This is a genomic window from Pedobacter suwonensis (assembly GCF_007833675.1).
Taxonomy (GTDB): Bacteria; Bacteroidota; Bacteroidia; order Sphingobacteriales; family Sphingobacteriaceae; genus Pedobacter; species Pedobacter suwonensis.
This window is the reverse complement of record NZ_CP031708.1, coordinates 2583853-2599794: the sequence shown is the minus strand read 5'-3', so window position 1 is coordinate 2599794 and position 15942 is coordinate 2583853. Positions and strand designations below refer to the sequence as shown.

Genomic DNA, 15942 nt, shown 5'->3' with positions numbered 1-15942 from the left:
AGCAACACAGCCGCTGATTTTATGGGGTTATATAGATCCGCCTTCGATTAATATAGATTCATCAATAATGGTTTGTGCAAAAGAACTTCCGGCAATACATCTCATCATTCTGCCAAAGGCCAGTTTGCCCAGTTTAAAACCGCTGGTTTCGGCATAGGTAATTTCAGGATAAAAAAGTGAGGGGATCATTCCATCACTGATGCTGATTACCCCAAGGTCGGCCGGCACTTTTAGGCCCATCCGCTGGATGGCTTTCATTGCCCCCACCAAAATCTCATCGCTCATACAAAAAATAGCAAAACGTTTTTTTTCAAACCCGGGAATCATTGATAGGGCAATTTCCTCTGCTTCTTCCGAATTGTTGGCGTGTACAGCCTTAAATTCTGCGTAACCTGAAACAATTTCGGTAAATTTTTGCAGCCTTACCTGCGTAATCGACATATTTTCATCACCAAAAATAGCCAGGACATTTGTAATTCCCTTTTTTAAAATTTCATTCGCCGCAATGGTTGCCGCATGTGCATCTCCAACGCAGATTTTGTTACAGGATTCGTATTTTGGTACTTTGTCAAAAAAAACAACCGGAATCCCCTGTAAATCCAATTTAAGGAAAGGTTCTATTTCTTTTGTTCCGGAAGTTATGGCAATAAATATTCCCGAAACCCTTTTGTGTCTGCAGCTTTTTAAGATCTCCTGTTCAATCACCGGGTCGTTAGCCGAACGGTAGATAATTACGGTATAACCATCAATGCGTGCATCTTCTTCAATTGCACTGATAAATGAATGGTAAAAGAAGTTTGATAAACTTGGTACAACCACGGCAAACTCCCTGCTGCTATGTGTACGCAGGTTAACCGCATAGGGGTTGGGATCGTACTCCAGCAATGCGGCTAACTCATTTATTTTCTTTTTGGTTTCCTCTGAAATGTCTGGATGGTTTTTTAGTGCCCTCGAAACGGTTGATATACTTACGTTTAGCCTTTCTGCAATTTTTTTTAAAGTTGCATTCTGTTTCATGGTTTAATATTTGGTTACCCAAATATAAGTTTTCCACAACAAACATTTTCGCAAATGTTTCCGCAAACGTTTGCGGTCATAATTTGCTGGTTTGTATGGTTTTAAATATTTTATAAACCTATCTTCATATCATTAAACAGATGAAGCATGTAGGACTAAATGTTCGGCATTGCCAATTCGCAATTACATTAACCAGATACTAAACTAAAGCACAACATATAGTAGCCCGCTCATTTGGGACTGGCATGTTGTTATCAAAAAATATGAGATCCCTGAAACCATTTATCATTTTAAGTTTGCTTTTCTATTTTAGTAATGGCCGCACGCAGCCTGTTTCTAATCATAATGTATACAGCGAAACGAACAAGCCGGCCTGGTGGAAGGAAGCCGTAGTGTATCAGATTTATCCACGTAGTTTTAAAGATAGCGACGGAGATGGTGTGGGCGATTTATGTGGGATTATTTCAAAACTGGATTATTTAAAAAGCCTCGGGATTGATGTGGTATGGCTTAACCCGATATTTGCTTCGCCAAATGATGATAATGGCTATGATATTAGTGATTACCGTAGTATCATGAAAGAATTCGGCACTATGCAGGATTTTGACGAACTGCTTAGTGGCCTTCATAAAAGAAAGATCAGGCTGGTGCTTGATATGGTGTTAAACCATAGTAGTGATGAGCATGAATGGTTTAAACAGGCCATGTCGTCGCGCAATAGTCCTTACCGTAATTATTATCACTGGTGGCCCGCAGAAAAAGGAAAACCCACACCCCGTTACAGCTTTTTTGATGTAAACAATGATGCCTGGAAATACGAGCCTTTAACCAAATCTTATTATCTCCATTATTTTTCGCAAAAACAGCCCGATTTAAATTGGGAAAATGAAAAACTGCGCCACGAAGTATATGGCATAATGAAGTTTTGGCTGGATAAAGGAATTGATGGCTTAAGGATGGATGCTTTCCAATATGTTTCGAAAGATACCACCTGGAAAAAATATCCCGAAGGCTACGAAAGCAACATCATCAAATATTATGGAATGGGTCCACACCTCCATCAATATTTAAAGGAAATGAACCGCACCGTTTTAAGTAAGTACAACATTATGACGGTTGCAGAAGGTGCAGGGAGTACTTTAGCCGATGCACATTCGCTGGTCGACGCAGACCGGCAGGAGTTAAATATGGCCTACCATTTTGAGATCATGGATATCGGGAACGATCCCAAAGGTTATAAACTGCCGGATCTGAAAAAGGCATTTACCAAATGGGACCATTCGTTTGCGAATAAAGGCTGGCTCGCCATATTTCTGGGCAACCACGATGTTCCCCGCATGGTGAGCAAATACGGGAATGACAGCAAAGCATTTAAAACGGCATCTTCTAAACTATTAACCACACTGATTATGACCATGCGTGGAACGCCCTATTATTTTAATGGAGATGAATTGGGGATGACCAACATCAGGTTTGACAAGATTGAAGATTACCGCGATATCGCAACCATAAACGCTTACAAAAATGCAAAGGACAAAAATGAGGATCTGCCGGCTTTTATGGATAAACAGAAATTCATTTCGAGGGATAATACACGCACCCCGTTTCAATGGGATAGAACAATAAATGCAGGTTTTACCACCGGAACACCATGGATTAAAGTAAACCAAAATTATAACGAAGCAAATGTAGCTGATGAGGAAAAAAATCCGGCAAGTGAGCTCGCTTATTTTAAAAAGATAGTGGCCTTGCGTAAAACATCCCCGGTATTGGTTTATGGCAGTTATCAGGTTTTCGATATCGAAAATCCATGTATCTACTGTTATACACGCAGCTTGGGTAAGGAAAAAGTTTTGGTTGTGTTAAATTTTTCTAACCACGAAGTTACTTACCAGCTGGATAAAGGTATCAACACGCTTTCTGCAAAACAGCTCATCAACAACTACAGCGGAACAGTGGGCATTGCAAACAATAAATTAAATCTGAAGCCTTGGCAGGCTATTGTTTATCAACTTAAAAGGGCCTGATATGATAATTGCACAAGCAGAAGAACACAAGGGTATTTCATCGGCAGTGAAACTGAATTTCAGTTCGATCATAGCCATGAACCTGGGTTTTTTCGGTATACAGTATAGTTTTGGTTTGCAACAAACCAACATGACTCCAATTTATTCCTATCTGGGAGCAAATGCAGATCAGATTCCATTGCTAAACCTCGCAGGGCCAATGACCGGACTGATTATCCAGCCGATAGTAGGTGCCATGAGCGATAAAACGACCAGTAAATTTGGACGGCGGAGACCATATTTTTTAATCGGGGCCATTATATGCAGCATTTGTTTATTTGCCATGCCCTACAGCAGTTCGATTTGGATGGCTGCAGGAATTTTATGGATACTGGATGCAGGCAACAACATTACCATGGAGCCCTACCGCGCCTTTGTTAGCGATAAACTCCCGTCAGAGCAGCACGCCCTCGGTTTTTTAACACAAAGTTTTTTTACCGGTCTGGGTATTACACTTGCCAATCTTACTCCGGGTATTTTAATTGCTGCAGGTTTAATCGGCATACATGCTCGCAGTGGCAACAACATTCCGCATACCACTTACGCGGCATTTTTTATCGGTGGGCTGGTATCCATCGGCTCTATCATGTACAGCTGTTTTACCACAAAGGAAAACCCGTTAAGCCCTGAAGAAATTAAAAAGGTTAAAGCAATGCCGGGGGGTGTTATCAATATTTTTAAAGATATTATCGAGGCCTTTAAGGTAATGCCTACAACAATGAAAAAACTTGGTCTGGTTTACCTTTTTAACTGGTACGGCATGTTTGTTTACTGGCAGTTTGTAACCCTTTGTTTGGCAAAAACCATTTACAATACCAGTAATGCAGCAGCTGATGGTTTTGCTTCGGCGCAGCTTTTAACCGGGACTGTAAATGGCGGCTATAATGTGGTTACCTTCATCGTTGCTTTTCCACTTGCTTATTTCGCCAGAAAAATAACAGCAAAGAAAGTTCACCTCATCAGTTTATTAACGGGAGGTGTTTGTTTGGCTTGTTTGCCGCTAATCCACACTAAAGCTTTGTTGTTTATACCCATTATTGGTTTGGGCATTGCCTGGGCGAGCATGATGGGTACGCCTTATGCCATGCTTGCCGGTAGTATACCAAAAGCGAAAACCGGCATTTTTATGGGTATCCTCAACATGTTTATTGTGCTGCCCATGCTTTTAGAAACCATCACTTTTAAATATGTATACCGGTATTTTTTAGGGCATAAGCCCGAAAACGCCATCCTGTTTGCCGGTGGATTGCTTGTAGTAGCAGGCATAATGGTTTCACTGATCAGCAAGCGTGATATAGGAGGCAAGACCAATGGTTAATCAAAAAGGATATGAGCTAGCACTGAAACTGATGGCCCGGGCGTCAACACCTTCTGGTTTTGTGGCTGCAGTAGAGGAACATGATAATTATAAACGGGTGTGGACAAGGGATGGAGTAATTACAAGCATAGCGGCTTTGCTAAGCGGTAACAAAGCACTTATAGGTACTGCCAAAGCAACTATCGAAACCATTTTTAACCACCAGCACGAAAGCGGTTTTATGCCCTCCAACGTTTCACCCATCGATGGATCGGTAAGTTTTGGAGGCACATCAGGCCGGGCCGATAACCCATCTTGGGCAGTAATTGGTTTATCTGCCTATACTATTTTAACAGGCGACAATTCGCTCTGGGAAAAATATGTACATCAAATCGGGCGATGCTTTAGCGTAATGGATGCCTGGGAGTTTAACGGTAAACATTTAATTTATGTTCCGCAGAGCGGAGATTGGGCAGATGAGTATATCCAGCATGGATATGTTCTTTTCGATCAGCTTTTGCGGCTTTGGGCATTAAGACTGGCATCAACCTTATCAGAGAATAAGGGTTGGAGCGAAAAAGCGCTGAACATCAGCCATGCGATACAATTAAATTATTGGAAAAGTGAATCGCAAAATCAGCTTTATTCGCCTCATCTTATCCATCAGTTAGCGGCAGTTTCTCCGCATTTTTGGTTAATGGGCTTTAATCCGGCCAGGGTTTATCATTATTTTGATCTGCAGGCCAATACTTTTTGTCTACTGCTCGGTGTAGGCAACAAAGAACAAATCAGCAATACCATAGCCTACGTAAAAACGCTGTACAACCATAACCAGGATTTAATTCCTTCTTTTCATCCAACAATTGAATATAGTGACGCAGATATGCAGGAGCTGAAACATAACTATGCCTACTCGTTCCGCAACAAACCCGGTTATTTTCATAACGGCGGCCTATGGCCAGTATGGAACGGCTGGCTTGCTGCTTCATTAAATCATCACCAAGAGTATGAAATGGCGTTTAAAATTACTGCTGATATCCATCGTGCCAACAGCAGCGGTGACTTATTTAACGAGTGCCTTAACGGTACCAATCAATCGCCCTGTGGCATCCCCAATTGTACATGGAGTGCTGCGGGAGCTGTAATTGCCGAGCAAGCGATTAAAAATGATGCATTTACCAAACTCTTTACATTTAAATTCTCAGGCCTGTGAAAAATATAGCAAAAGTTTTAGTAGTAGGAGAGCTCCTTGCTGATATCATATCAGAGGGCAATATCGAATCTCTTGCATCGCCATCACGTTTTCTAGTCAGCCAGGGCGGAAGCTCAGCCAACTTATGTGCCAATTTAAAATGGCTGGGTGTTGATGCTGAACTTATTGCTACGGTAGGTAACGATAATCTGGGTACTTATCTCATTCGTGAATTAAAATCTGTTGGGATAGCCGATACCTATATAAGCCGCACCTCTGATGAAAAAACCAGTATTGTATTGGTGGGTAAAAACCCTGGAACGCCTGATTTTATCGCTTACCGAAGCGCCGATATGATCATTAAAAAGATGGATGAAAACATCATTGCGGACTGCGGTATCCTGCATACTACTGCTTTCGCATTGAGCAAAGAGCCGGCACGGAGCAATATTCTGTATGCTTTCGAAAAGGCCTATCAACTAGGTAAATATTTATCGGTTGACTGGAATTATGCACCATCCATATGGAATGGGGATGATGGACAAGATATATTCAGCACGCTAAGCAGGCTGAATATATTGCTAAAAATAAGTACCGATGATCTGGAACGTTTTACCGGTCGGCAACTGGATATGGAACAGGCCATGCAATGGTTAAATCATTTCAATGCAAAAGTGATATGTCTTACCTGCGGTAAAGATGGTGTTTGGTTTAAGGTACAAAACCATCAATGGCAATATAAACCGGCACTCCGGGTTGAATCGGTAATTGGCGTAACCGGTGCCGGAGATGCCTTTTGGGCTGGTTTCCTTACTTATTTTATACAGGGTAAATCCATAGAGGAAAGTATGGACAATGCATTATTGATTGCCAGGCAAAAAATAGAAAAAACCCATCCACTTTATAAATAATCAACTAAACCAAATTTAAAACAGAAATGATAAAATATATACCACCCTGATCTTAAAAGTTTACCCATTAAAAGCACCTATTTTCTAACCAATTATTAAATCCATTATGAACATGACTTTACCAGGCAATTGGTCTGTTTTATCCTTAAAACAGAAATTGTATTCATTAAAGAAATTTATAGGCTTAAATCTCCTGATGCTCATGTTAAGCACAGCAGCTTTTGCCCAGATTACAGTAAAAGGTATAATATATGATAGTGATAAAACGCCGTTAGCGGGCGCAACTGTACAGGTAACCGGGACCAATACCAGAACTCAAAGCGATGTGGAGGGAAAATATCAGATTACCGCTCCCACCGGAACATCCCGGTTAACCGTAAGTTTTGTGGGCTATGAATCACAAACGGTAAATATCAATAATCAAACCCTGCTCAACATCACCTTAAGTTCGCTGAATAATTTAGAGGCAGTTGTGGTTGTTGGCTATGCATCAGTAAGAAAAAACGATTTAACAGGAGCCGCAACAACAGTATCTGCAAAAGATTTTAACAAAGGCCCGTTAAATGCACCCGATCAGCTGATACAGGGTAAGGTTGCTGGCGTGCAGATGATCAACAATAGCGGACAGCCTGGTGGTGCATCTACCGTGCGCATCAGGGGTAACTCTGCCATTACCGGAACCGGACAGCCCCTTTATGTGGTAGATGGGGTAGCACTTGATGGACGTTCGGCACGACCATCAACCAGTGCCGGTATCGGAACAGCTCCCGATGGTAACCCTTTAAATTTTATCAACCCGGCTGATATCGAATCGATGGAGATCTTGAAAGATGCATCGGCCACCGCAATTTATGGCTCGCGTGCTGCTTATGGTGTGGTTTTAATTACCACAAAAAGAGGGAAATCCGGAGAAACTAAAATTGATGTCAGTGCCTCGGCAGGTATTAGTAATATTGCCAGAAAAGTTGATGTATTAACGGGTGATGAGTATCGTGCAGCATTATCGAAATACAACCTCAGTACTGGTAATTTTGGCACCAGTGTTGATGCATTGGACGCCATTACCCGCACTGCCTATAACCAAAATTATTCAGTTGGCATCAGCGGTGGAACCAATGGCAACACCTTCCGTGCGTCTCTGGGTTATCAGGATCAACAGGGGATCATCAAAACAACCGATTTTAAAAAATACAGTGCCGGATTTAATGGTAATTTTAAGTTCCTGGAGAGCAAAAAGCTGGGGCTGGATGTGAACATGATCAGCAATCAATACCTTGAAAGTGTAGCGCCTATTACTACTGATGCAGGTTTTACAGGAAGTTTAATTTCGCAGGCATTATCCTGGAACCCTACCCAATCTTTTTACAACCTAGATGGAAGTTTATTTATAGATTATGGTTCTACCACCATTAATCCTCTGGCTGCGTTAGCTGCGAATAGCGATAAGTCGAAAGTTTCTACCATTTTGGGAAGTGTATCCCCATACTATAAAATCACACCCTGGTTAGAATACCGGATGCTGGCCAGTGTAAATTACAGCACGGGTATCAGAAGAGCGTCTACCAGGAGCACTTTAAACCTGCAGGGTATACAGCCGTCAGGAACTTTCCTTGGCGGTTATGCAAGCTACTCCAACAATGAGTTGATTACACAGCAATTCACCAATACCCTAAATTTTAATAAGGAAATTGCCAGCAAGCTGAACGTAAACGCGATTTTAGGTTATGAGTATTCTAACTTCATCAATAAAGGGACAACCAATACAGCGACTGGTTTTGGCGATATCGCTGCTGATTATACGGATGCCTTTCAAACTACTGCACCGGCCAACCGGACATTTTCTACCTTCAACAACCCTACAACACAATTGCAATCGTATTTTGCAAGGGCAATTTTTAATTACGATAACCGGTATATCTTAACCGCTACATTTAGGGCAGATGGTTCTACCAAATTCGGTAAATCAAATCGTTACGGTTATTTTCCTTCTTTTGCAGCCGCCTGGGATATCAGAAAAGAGAGTTTCATGTCTGAAATTCAATGGCTGGACCTATTGAAATTGCGTGTTGGTTATGGTAAAACCGGTAATCAGGATTTTCCTTCGGGTTCTGCACAGCTCCGTTACGATTTTGGAAATGCAAACGGTTCGCCAATCTTAACACCCATCAACAATGAAAATGTGGATTTAAAATGGCAGTCAGACAAACAGGCCAATGTGGGGATCGATTTTGGCTTGTTTAAAAACAGGTTAACCGGGTCAATTGATTATTTTAACAAAACAACAAAAGATCTATTGTTTCCACAGATTGCGTTTTCTCCGGCGGTTGGAGGCAATGTTCCTACATGGGTAAATTTACCAGGCCAAATCATCAATAAAGGGCTTGAGCTAACCTTAAACGGTATCATTATTGACCAGGATAACCTTACATGGTCTTTAGGAGGTAATGCTACATTTATCAACAATAAAGTACAGGATATTAATGGCATTATCAAAACAGGCTCGTTAAACGGGCAGGGTTTGAGTGGTGTAACCACCGAGGTAATCCAAAACGGGCTACCGCTTTTTGCCATGGTTACCCGCCAGTATAATGGTTTGGATGCCAGTGGATTTTCGAAATATACTGATGATGGTTTTACTGCTTATTATGTAGGTAACCCCAATCCAAAAGTAATTTTAGGCTTAAGTACCAATTTAAGGTATAAGAAGTTCTCTCTAACAGCAAATTTTAACGGTGCATTTGGTCAGGATATTTATAACAATACCGCAAACTCGGTACTGGCTATATCCAATCTGGGTGCCCAGCGCAATATTTCGGCTGCTTTAATCAATTCGCCTATACAAGAATCGCTGGCCAATCCCATTGCTGCCTCATCAAGGTATATCGAAAAAGGTGATTACCTGAAATTGGCCAATGCTACCCTGAACTATAACATTGGCAATATTGGTAAATCGATAAAGTCGCTTAATGTTTATGTTAATGGCCAAAACCTGTTCGTCATTACAAAATATACCGGTTTTGATCCAGAGGTAAATGTAAATAAAAGTGTAAGTGGGGTTCCATCAGCGGGAATAGATTATACCGCTTATCCAACGGCAAGAACCTTCAATTTCGGTGTTAATTTTTCCCTTTAATCTTTAAACTATAATCACATGAAAAATAAATATATTTTCACTTTCGCTATAGTTGCCTTAAGTTTTGCTGGCTGTACCAAGCTGAATGAAGACCTGAATGGCCAGGTGGGTAGTGGCGCAGTATCATCAAATAATGTTGCGGGAGTATTGGGTGCCACTTATGCCGCAATGATCGGCCCTTATCAGGCACCCTGGAATTGGTCTGCGCTGCAGGAAGTAACATCAGATGAAATTATAGTGCCTACCCGTGCAGGTGACTGGGACGATAATGGTGCCTGGAGGGCATTGCATTTGCACAAATGGGCACCAGATCATACCCGTATTTCGGATGTGTTCAGGGATTTAAACAGTATTTCTTATGTAGCCACCAGCGTTTTAAATGCCAATCCAAATGCCGTTCAGGCTGCCCAGGCACGTTTCTTACGTGCATTTGCACAATTTTCGGTTCTGGATGGCTGGGGGCAGGTTCCGTACCGGGATCCGGGAGAAGGCGTTACTAAACCATCGCGTGTTCGGAATGCTGCAGACGAAATTGCTTATTTAATCACTGAATTAAATGCTATTATCCCCGATTTGCCGGTTGGACCTGCGAATGTGGCGAATAAAAATGCAGCGAGAACACTTTTAATGAAAATTTACCTTAATAAAGGTGCTTTCTTAAACCGTAGTACGCCAACTTTTGACGCTGCCGATATGGCAAAGGTAATTTCGCTTGCCGATGAGATAGGCGCAGGTGGCTATGTCCTCACGCCAAATTATTTCGACAATTTTGCACCAACAAATGATAAGCTTTCTACCGAAAACATTTTTACGGCGCAAAATTTAGGCGCTGTAAGTGGGAGCGATTTAGATGGCCAATGGAAATGTACTACACACTATAACCAAGATCCAAGTGGTTACAACGGTTTTTCGACCTTATCGAACTTCTACAACAAATTTGAAGATACCGATAAAAGAAGAGGCGGATCTTATGCCGGGCAAACCAATGTTGCCGGCATCAGAATTGGCTTTTTGGTTGGTCAACAGGTAAACCAAAACGGAGTAGCCTTAAAAGACCGTAAAGGTAACCCACTGGCTTTTACACCAGAAGTAAGCATTATTGAAAGAGATCCCAATCATTTGGAAGTTGCGGGGATTCGCGTAATTAAATACCCGATTGACTATGCCAACGCTGGATCCAGAAAACCTGATAACGACTGGGTTTATTTCCGTTACGCTGATGTACTGTTGATGAAAGCCGAAGCCCAGTTAAGAACGTCGCAACCAGCCGCTGCTTTAACCATTGTAAATTCGATCAGGACGGTAAGGGGTGCTTCCATTTTACCAAGCCTCACATTGGATATCCTGCTGGATGAACGCGGTCGTGAGCTATATTGGGAAAGTTTTAGAAGACAAGATTTAATCCGTTTCGGGAAATTTCTCACAGCGTGGCAGGAAAAACCTGCAAGCGAAGCTAAATACCTGCTTTTCCCTATTCCAGATAACCAATTGGGTAATCCTAATCTGATACAAAATCCAGGGTATTAAAATTTGATATTCACGAACAGAGGCTGCAACCAAAACATATTTACCTCATATGTTTCGGGTTCGGCCTCTGTTTTTTGTTTTAGGACTACAAGGAAAATATATAGTATAAATTATTTTTTCATCAGCTTTAAGAGTACACCATTTGTTCAGCCAAACCCATCCTGAAGTGGATATTCCCCACCGCCACCTTTGGCTGTTCGGATGTACCATTTTATTTTGTTGCCTGCTTCGTTGTTGGCGGTAGCAATGGCCATTTCGAGATTATATAATAAAGTATTTAAATCCACGGCAAGTAAATCGGTAGTGATAATCTGGTTATAACTTTTACCATCGGCAAACCACCTGCTGCTAAAATCCCAACCCGATTCTGCGGCAGCACGTACATTTCTGAGAAAAGTGGAAGGAGCCTGTTTAGTTAATTTAGCAGCTTCAAAATCTTCTCTGTATGATTCTTCCCGTGGCTGATCGCCTGCATCATAATATCGGTTTAAAACTGAACCGTCAGGAAGCTTTACCACATGGTTTGCGGCTTTGCCATTACTTAGCTGACTGGCTCCTTTCATCCAAAACAGATATTCTTTTTCCAGCGCATCTTCATAATCTGCCAGTTTAACATCCTTACTATGCGCTGCAAGCAATTGAACCATAGCTGCAAAAATGGTGGCTGCGAACGTGTGAGGTAATAAGTACGGTTTCCGTTAGGGATAAAGCCATATTTCTAAATGAGATAATCGAAATTATCAACTGGGGGCATTCCTGGCTATATCTTTCAACAGATCATTATTTTCTGTCAATCTATCGGCAATGGTTCTGCCGCTTATAAAAAATTCCCTTTCCATCAACATAATTGCATCATCAAACCTGGCGCGCTCCAAATGATAATAGTAGTAAAATCGGTAACTCATGCAGGCATCACGATCTAAGACGTAAGCATTCCTTTTGCCTTTTTTTTGGCTTCGAATGCTTGCGGGAAAATAGAGGTTAGTGTGTGCGAGCCGCGTATCATCTATATTGCTTGGTTGAACAAAAATAACAACGGTTTCAAGTGTTTACAAATTGGGTTTGAACATAAAAAAAAGCCCCAATCTGGGGCTTAAACTAAAAATCATTTTCGGGTTTTTTGTTGATCCTATAGGCAATATCCCTTATCAAACCTAAAGCAGTTCCTTTAGCTACTTGATTGTTTGGTTTATAGAATTCCTTTCTTAATGTAGATTGTAATTCATCCTGTGAGAAATAGAAAGAAGGGGTTTTCAACCTTGATAGAACAATCTTAAACTTACCTTCCTTAACATATATCTTACACTTAAACGAAAGAAAAGAATTACGTTCAATTGCACTTTTAATGGTTTCTCTTTTTGTTGTCTTAACCGCTACAGTATCTATATATACAAAAGGAACTATACCGTTAAAAGAAACTTCACCTAACTCAAAATTCTTCATTTCTAGAACATTTCTACTGTCTTTAAAAGACTTTGTTAGATAACTTAACACATTGCTATATAGCTGCTGCTTAGTATTTAATGATACGCTAACCGTATCCAATAAGTAAGCTGGCTGATCAGTAAAGGTGCTTTCTGTATCATAATCAGGCTTAAACGTCTGTGATAATCCAATAAAAGGAATAAATACCAAAATCACAATAAGCTTTTTCATGCTGTGAAGATACTAAATTGCGTTCAAGTGCTTTGCATACATTTTTTCGAATTGGGTTAAGTAAAATTAAAAGGCCCTAATGTCCGGGGCTTTTATTTTTATCTAATTCCAGTTAAAGTGTGGGTAGCGTTGCTTTAATTGCTTATGGCTTGGTGCGTTTAGGGTTATGTCTTTTAGCAGTTCGTTATTTTCGGTCAATCTATCAGCAATCTTACGGCCGCTTATAAACAACTCCCTTTCCATCAACATAATTGCATCATCAAACCTGGCGCGCTCCAAATGATAATAGTAGTAAAATCGGTAACTCATGCAGGCATCACGATCTAAGACGTAAGCATTCCTTTTGCCTTTTTTTGGCTTCGAATGCTTGCGGGAAAATAGAGGTTAGTGTGTGCGAGCCGCGTATCATTTATATTGCTTGGTTGAAAAAAAATAACAACGGTTTCAAGTGTTTACAAATTGGGTTTGAACATAAAAAAAGCCCCAATCTGGGGCTTAAATTAAAAATCATTTTAGATAATATTACCAGGTTGTATAAGTTAAACTAGCCATTCCAGAAACATTTTTCTTAACTTTTACATAATCTGATTTAGAAACGATAAATGTAGTATAGGAATAGGCTAGTTTTGGCACTTCGGTATTATCTGTCACAATTGTTATAAAGTATTTTCCAACTGGTAAATCAATTGTTTTGCTTTTTATATTAGTATACGAATAATCAGCCTTTAATGATGTCTTAGAAACATTATCATAAGCATAAAGCCCGTCAGAAATTCCATTGTATTTAAAATCTTTTCCATCGGATTTCCAAATCATCACGACATTAATATTAAAAGAGTTTTCAGTTACCTGGCCAGTTGTTAGCGTATTGTTTTTAACAAACTCCAAACTGACACCTTGCTTTGTCTCACTAACGGGATTTTCATCTTTACCACAAGAGGTAAATAGGGCTATTACAGCCATTAAAATTATTATTCTTTTCATTAGCAATGATTATTTTCGCCCGAATTGGCTGCCAAAATTAGTTGTTTATTTTAAATTTCGTTTTAAATACTTCGCATACAAAAAGTAGGAATCCCAATAATAAATTTCCCTGAACCTACCCTCAGGAACGATATATGGTTTTGATAATGGCAGGAGTGACGTCTGGTAAGTGGAAGCGGTATCAGGCTCTTTTTTTTAAACCCTAGGTTTGCCTTGGACTTAATTCGTTTTGTGCAAATAACCAGCTGGAAATAAATAATAGGCAGGCTGACAACAGCATTTTAATGATTGGCAAATTTTGACTCCTCATATTAGGGTAATTAATTATTATTTTTCTATATTAATATAGCAAAAACAAAGCTAACAGCTTCATTTGGCAAACAAAGATTCGCTGATCTTCGTTTTGATTATTAAATAATTTTCAATGGGAAAAACAAGAAATGAGCATAATGTTATCATTACTGGCGCCACCGGAATGGTTGGGGAAGGTGTATTGATGCAATGCTTAAGCAGTGCTGAAATTGATCATATCCTGGTAATTAACCGTAAGCCTTGTGGTTACGCACATCCAAAATTGAAGGAGATTATTCATGTTGATTTTTTTGACTTCTCAGCGATCGAACATCAGTTGTCTGGCTATAATGCCTGTTTCTTCTGTTTAGGCATTTCATCGGTAGGTGTTGACGGGGAAACCTATTATAAAATGACCTACACGCTTACCATGCATGTAGCACAAACATTGAGTAGGCTTAACAGTGGTATGACTTTTTGTTACGTTTCTGGTGGAGGTACCAATGAGAATGGCCGTTTAAGATGGGCTCAGGTAAAAGGCAAAACAGAAAGTGATTTAACAAAATTACCTTTCGAACAGGTTTTTAATTTTCGTCCGGGTTTTATCAAGCCTTTAGCAGGGCAAAAGTATGCACATCAATTCTATAAATACATCAACTGGTTGTTTCCAATTGGCAGAACTATTTATCCAAGTGGTTTTTGCACGATGGCTGGGCTTGGCCAGGCGATGATTAATACCTTGAGCCATCATGACCAGAGACGGATTTTAGAAGGTAAGGATATTATTGCTTTAGCTAAAGAATAAGCTCAGGTACTGCTTAGGTACCCGAGCTCATCTTCAACTGGTTAAGGATTTAGTTTAGGTTAATTGATTATTTTGGGTTTTAATATAATACTGCAGTTGCGTCTTTATCTTTTTGAGATAATACGGTTGCACCCGAACCACATTGGCCACCATTCATTAGCGATAAGGCGTCTGTTCCGGTTACGCCAGGTACATTCGTTGCACTTGATTCACCGATCGCAGCCCAGTTGGTGTGTCTGAATGAGATGCAGTGGCCAAACTCATGGCAAATTGTTCTGGCACGTTGTGCAAAAGAATTACCTGCAATATAACTTTTATTGATTTTAACCAAAGCACCTGCACTTCCGCCTGAAGGGAACTGGCCCTGGCCGCAAACGCCATTTCCCAAATTTTCATCCTTGATCAGGATGTCGTAAGGGGCGGTGGTTACTATACTGAAGCGTAAAGTAGAATTTGGAACAGCATTCCATTGGGCAATAGCGCTGTTGATCTCACTGCTCATTGATGTCATGGATGCATCTACAAAAATCCGGATGTTTAGTTTTTTCGTTGCGTTTACAATACTTCCGGTGTAGTACTGTTCTGTTTTTGGTGCCGAATTATTAACCGGGATCTCCATATTTTTAGGAAATATAATATCTTCCTCAACGATATATTCATTGCCATTGTAAACAATGCTCGACTCGGGAAAGCCAAGATTTTTAATGTGCTGTAAAACCTTATCGGCATTTTTTACCGTTTCCTGTGGTTCTGGGCTTGCTGTTTCCTGGTTTTTTTTACATGCAGCAATGGTTACTGCAACTATCGCTAAGAAAGCGATTTTTTTTAGGTTTTTTTTCATTGGATAAGAGGTTAGTTGGTCCTTAATAGCTGATGAAACAAATGTAACAGAACATGTTACATTAATTTTGGCGTTGGGCGGAATTTTACACGAAAACTTAATTAGTATTGTTTGTAATATTTATAACTCGTTTTTATGTATAAAAAATTACATAAATAGCCATATTTATTAGTAATTTTTTCGTTAAGGATAGATTGTTCTGGCTTCTATAGTTCATGTATT

General features: G+C 40.2%; 14 protein-coding genes. 7 read left to right on the top strand and 7 right to left on the bottom strand.

What is annotated here, in order from left to right; translation table 11 throughout:
• Positions 1-27 precede the first annotated feature (27 nt).
• On the bottom strand, positions 28-1017 hold the full coding sequence (locus tag DV942_RS10485; protein ID WP_145857353.1) for a LacI family DNA-binding transcriptional regulator: 990 nt from the start codon (positions 1015-1017) through the stop codon (positions 28-30).
• Between the two features lie 263 nt (positions 1018-1280).
• On the opposite strand from DV942_RS10485, the gene DV942_RS10480 reads away from it, so the two are divergent.
• From DV942_RS10480 to DV942_RS10455, 6 genes are all read left to right on the top strand, one after another.
• The gene (locus tag DV942_RS10480) at positions 1281-3044 is read left to right on the top strand and encodes a glycoside hydrolase family 13 protein (RefSeq protein ID WP_145857351.1); all 1764 of its coding nucleotides are present in this window, start codon (positions 1281-1283) and stop codon (positions 3042-3044) included.
• Position 3045: 1 nt separating this feature from the next.
• Entirely contained in the window at positions 3046-4401 is a 1356-nt protein-coding gene (locus DV942_RS10475; protein WP_090986315.1) for an MFS transporter, read from the top strand.
• Positions 4394-5593 carry a glycoside hydrolase 100 family protein gene (locus tag DV942_RS10470; RefSeq protein ID WP_145857348.1) on the top strand — a complete coding sequence of 400 codons (1200 nt, stop codon included), beginning with the start codon at positions 4394-4396 and terminating at the stop codon, positions 5591-5593. Before DV942_RS10475 ends, DV942_RS10470 begins: the two co-directional genes overlap by 8 nt.
• Positions 5590-6483, top strand: a complete 894-nt coding sequence (locus tag DV942_RS10465) for a carbohydrate kinase family protein (protein WP_186462467.1) — start codon at positions 5590-5592, stop codon at positions 6481-6483. Before DV942_RS10470 ends, DV942_RS10465 begins: the two co-directional genes overlap by 4 nt.
• A gap of 106 nt (positions 6484-6589) precedes the next feature.
• The gene (locus DV942_RS10460; protein WP_145857344.1) at positions 6590-9616 is read left to right on the top strand and encodes a SusC/RagA family TonB-linked outer membrane protein; all 3027 of its coding nucleotides are present in this window, start codon (positions 6590-6592) and stop codon (positions 9614-9616) included.
• Positions 9617-9634: 18 nt separating this feature from the next.
• Complete coding sequence (locus DV942_RS10455; RefSeq protein ID WP_145857342.1) at positions 9635-11143, top strand: RagB/SusD family nutrient uptake outer membrane protein; 1509 nt, start codon at positions 9635-9637, stop codon at positions 11141-11143.
• Positions 11144-11289: 146 nt separating this feature from the next.
• On the opposite strand, the gene DV942_RS10450 is transcribed toward DV942_RS10455, so the two are convergent.
• From DV942_RS10450 to DV942_RS23815, 5 genes are all read right to left on the bottom strand, one after another.
• Complete coding sequence (locus DV942_RS10450) at positions 11290-11802, bottom strand: trehalase family glycosidase (protein ID WP_244950888.1); 513 nt, start codon at positions 11800-11802, stop codon at positions 11290-11292.
• Positions 11803-12241: 439 nt separating this feature from the next.
• Positions 12242-12799 (bottom strand): DUF4468 domain-containing protein, encoded by a 558-nt coding sequence (locus DV942_RS10445; RefSeq protein WP_145857340.1) that lies wholly within the window; start codon positions 12797-12799, stop codon positions 12242-12244.
• A 102-nt stretch (positions 12800-12901) separates the two neighbouring features.
• Positions 12902-13108, bottom strand: coding sequence for a hypothetical protein (locus tag DV942_RS10440; RefSeq protein WP_145857338.1), 207 nt, complete (start codon positions 13106-13108; stop codon positions 12902-12904).
• A 213-nt stretch (positions 13109-13321) separates the two neighbouring features.
• Complete coding sequence (locus tag DV942_RS10435) at positions 13322-13783, bottom strand: hypothetical protein (protein WP_145857336.1); 462 nt, start codon at positions 13781-13783, stop codon at positions 13322-13324.
• 45 nt (positions 13784-13828) lie between these two features.
• The gene (locus DV942_RS23815; RefSeq protein WP_244950887.1) at positions 13829-13915 is read right to left on the bottom strand and encodes a trehalase family glycosidase; all 87 of its coding nucleotides are present in this window, start codon (positions 13913-13915) and stop codon (positions 13829-13831) included.
• A gap of 292 nt (positions 13916-14207) precedes the next feature.
• Between DV942_RS23815 and DV942_RS10425 the strand changes: the two genes are divergently transcribed.
• Positions 14208-14879 carry an NAD-dependent epimerase/dehydratase family protein gene (locus DV942_RS10425; protein WP_145857334.1) on the top strand — a complete coding sequence of 224 codons (672 nt, stop codon included), beginning with the start codon at positions 14208-14210 and terminating at the stop codon, positions 14877-14879.
• A gap of 79 nt (positions 14880-14958) precedes the next feature.
• On the opposite strand, the gene DV942_RS10420 is transcribed toward DV942_RS10425, so the two are convergent.
• Complete coding sequence (locus DV942_RS10420) at positions 14959-15720, bottom strand: M57 family metalloprotease (protein ID WP_145857332.1); 762 nt, start codon at positions 15718-15720, stop codon at positions 14959-14961.
• Positions 15721-15942: the final 222 nt, after the last annotated feature.